Here is a 3,743-nt window from a genome sequence, read left to right on the forward strand (position 1 = left end):
GAGTTGCAGTTTATCGACTTCAGTTTGTAAGGTCTGTTCATCAATGGGGGACTCCGAATAGACATAGAGCCAGAGTGGATCTTGGAGAGTAATAAAGCGAAGGTAAAACGAGTCTGCGGAGTTGTCGGTTTCTGATTCTCCTGGCATTAGGGGAAAGCAAGTGCCAAAGTTCCAGTCTTCAACCGACTCAACCGGCTGAGCGCAGAGGATCAGTAAAGATTGATCGGCCTTGCTGAACACCTCTATCTGACAGGCAACGTTCAGCAGCGTACCTTTGCCCCGATGAATTTGCGGATCGGTTTCGTCTTGTTCTGGCTCTTCAAGTTCGATACTTCGCGTCCAGAAATATTGTTGCAGGTCATCCAGGCAAGCCTCGCTGAGATTGGCTTGATTGAAAACGATGGATGTTGCTGTCGTTGCGTCTGTTGTCATGGGAGGTGCCTTCCCTTGCTTACATTGAGAGGGTGCTTAAACTTGCAGGTAGATGGAGACTATTCAGGTATCTCGATTTCTAAAGATGAGATCAGATCTTTTCGCTCAGCAGCATCAGGAGATTGTGGATACGTGGCAAGCGCAAGGAAATTATCAGTCACGTCTTGAAAAGCTTTGGTCAGCGCAGCTGACGCTGGAAGAGAAGTCGAAATCAGGAGTTCTTGTAATAGCGACTCTATATTTCTCAAGGCACCATTATCCAAACGATCCATTTCTCTGATTCGAGCTTCAAGATATTGTCTTGCCTTGTCTGGTAAAGCTATATTCTCTGTTTGCTCAGTTATGGCAGCTTTGCCAGCAGCTAAGCACATCCAGTGCATAAACCATCCATCGTGTAGAAAAACGTAGAATCGTCTTTTTAACAGTTTGACTAGCGAAAGAAACTCAACGTGGTTCTCTACTACAAACGCAGTACTTTTTAATATGCCTTCTTCTTCTACTAAACCGTTCTTTATTAGTCTTGATTCCTCCTGCTTTAAATCATTCCATAGAGGTTTTGATGAGGGCATGAAGAAAGCGATCGGGTACTCTATCTCATCCACTCCTGGTCGCCCACCTTCATCACTATGGAAGGCTCGATTGGGAAATTGCCCTTTATCTGGTGCATGTTTACCCAGGTACTGCGCCCGGACTAAAGAGTTGAGGGTCTGAGCAGTAAACTGCACGAGATCATTTATGTTGCCAAGTTCAGAATCCTCTTTCCCGTCAAGTTCTTGATAAGTTCCAATGAATTCAATAAACACGTTTCTAGAACTGGTGATCTCCAGCGCATTTTCTTTCTTTTCAACCGGGATAAAGAGATTTTTGACGTTATTAGGTTGCGCTGGCTGGGGGGCTGGGAGTTCCGATATTCGAGTGGTCATCTCGAATGAGATATTGGGGGTAAATGGCCAGACGGCAAATAGATCATAATCGCCTGATACTGCGTTTTTATAAAGATCTTTTTCATCTCTGTATGCCAGATATGGACTCTGGACGCCATTAACAGGATAGAAATTCTCTAGGGGATTCGCGACCTTTTCTACAGGAATAATATTGAGTTCTCGTATACCTTGATTAATTTGAACAATGTCATTTATAACTATTTCGCTTCTATCCACAGGCTCTATGGATTCTTCAATTATCTCGTTATAGGATGCTAGAATTTCGGCGTTTCTTTTGTTTGCATCCTCTTGATCAATAGAAAACTTATCTCCGTTTTTTTTCAGATAGCTAACGTATCTATCTCTGTCTTTGATATAAATATTCCTATGATAGATATGCCACAAGTTGGAGGTGGCGTCTTTCTTGATCACGTATTCGAACGCAATTGTTTCATCTTTGTCTTGGGCGATACCAAATATCAAATCATTGCCAATTTTTTTGTGATTTGGTAGGAAACCACTGTTGAGAAGTTCTTGCTTTCGTTTATCCGATATCACAAGTGGAAGAAAAAGAGAGTCGGCAACTTTGTCCCTTTCCCTTTCCGTAGCCTGTGTTGAGACTAGCCAAACTAAAGAATTTATATGTTCCTTGAGGTTATAAGCCATTTTGCTAGTGCCTGCCTTATTCAATGCAGGCAGTTGACAGACAAATCCTGCCATCGGTCCCCAATTACAGGATTTCCCATGAACATAAAAAGGCTTTAGATTATAGCCTTCGTCGATCAGCGTAGTGCAGGCTTTACCCGGTACACGGCTCCAGATTACACAATTCAGTTCATCTGCAGCCTTTTGAAACGCCTTTGAGACTTGTTCTGGAAAACCTTCTTTAACCAATTTTGGATCTGGTGCGGTGGGTACAGGTGGCTGATTGTTCGGCTGATTTCTCCGCTGCCATGTAGGTTGCTTGGTAATAGTCCATCCGATCATTGTCTTGTACTCCTGAAGGCTAGTTAAAATCTTCAATTAGTAAGTGTTGAACAGTGTTCGATATTCATTTCAGACAGGCGATCGCACCTACTATTCATCACCTATCTCTTCTTTAAACAGAAACGGGTAAACCTGCGATCGCATTTCGAATTCCATCACTTCTTATTCGCTTGCAGTGAAGAGTAAATAAGAGCGGAATAGGGTGCGATCGCATTTATATTGTCATTACTGATGAACATTGAAACGAATAAGGTGCGATCGCCGTTAACTACTTGTCTCATAAGCTAGAATTTGCCGATTACCTCAAACCAATCTTTCCGAATAGCAAGGACATTAATGTCCCAATTGATTTCGTGTGATCCTACACAATTTGCATGAATCCACCACGTCCCAGATTTTACAAAGGTGTAAACACGTTGTCCTTGGGTGTCATTGGAAGAAGAAGAAAATTCTGGATTAAATCCGGCAATAGTTACAATCCACTCTAGAGCTGAATATTCTGTATCTATCCTGAAATTATTCTCCTCCCCAATAAATTTCTTAATGTGAAATGGTTTTGACTTAAATTTGATGTCACCCTGTATTTCTAGATCGCCTGAAATCTTTGTATTTCCATTAATTGCTGTATTTCCATTAATTGCTGTATTTCCCTTAATTGCTGTATTTCCTTCAACCCTCAACCCATGCAGTTCCGGCGAGGATTTTACATGGAGCTTTGCTTTCGGTTCATCTATGCCAATTCCAATGCAACCCACCTTGCCCGCAGAATCTTCCCGATAAACCAGCGGCCCTTTATGAATGGGAACCGAGATATATCCATCCCAATACCCTGGAATATTTTGAAAGTGAACATATAGATTGGCATAGCCCGATTTCAAGATCGTTTTGAGATTCGTGATCTTGAGTCTGAGCAGCTCTTGGCGACCTGAAACTTGCCATCCCTTTTGGCAGATGTAACTCCATTGGGGGCTGATCCCCTGGGTCTCCTTGCCGCCAAATCCCCAATTTTCTTGATTAGATTCAACCGAAATCCTGACCTCATCCGCATCATTGGTATTCAGCAAAGCCCAATCTTGGGGCGCATCAGATTGCGTCGAAGCCACATCAAAGGTAATCGTAAACTTAGTCGCCTGATCTAAGGTCCCTTCATTCGCTCCTCGACACTTTAAAATGCCTTCTGTGCGCTTGCTATTATCCGGTTTAACGATGATGGAATTCGCGATTTGGGCCTCCGTCGGACTAATTTTTCCCAGCTGAATGTCCTGGAGAGAGAGCACACTGGTGGAAATTGCGGGAGAGCCTACTTTAGTGACACTAGTGTTGTCTAACGTACTTGATACTTCTTGGGGGGATAGATCAATAAAGGGAACACTCATATTGGGAAGACTTTGAATCGTTAGG

The 3,743-nt window shown here is 42.9% G+C and carries 2 protein-coding genes and 1 pseudogene; all 3 read right to left on the reverse strand.

The features are described 5' to 3' along the window. Positions 1-432, reverse strand: a 432-nt coding sequence (locus tag Q0991_RS23850) for a hypothetical protein (protein WP_299493379.1), incomplete at its 3' end; no start/stop codon positions are given. 59 nt (positions 433-491) lie between these two features. Then, positions 492-2,342 carry an anthrax toxin-like adenylyl cyclase domain-containing protein gene (locus Q0991_RS23855; protein ID WP_299493381.1) on the reverse strand — a complete coding sequence of 617 codons (1,851 nt, stop codon included), beginning with the start codon at positions 2,340-2,342 and terminating at the stop codon, positions 492-494. A gap of 284 nt (positions 2,343-2,626) precedes the next feature. After that, a pseudogene (locus Q0991_RS23860) lies at positions 2,627-3,743 on the reverse strand (hypothetical protein); the annotation flags it as partial.

The sequence above is a fragment of the Acaryochloris sp. IP29b_bin.137 genome (genome assembly GCF_028285745.1).
In the GTDB taxonomy this organism is placed as follows: Bacteria; Cyanobacteriota; Cyanobacteriia; order Thermosynechococcales; family Thermosynechococcaceae; genus Acaryochloris.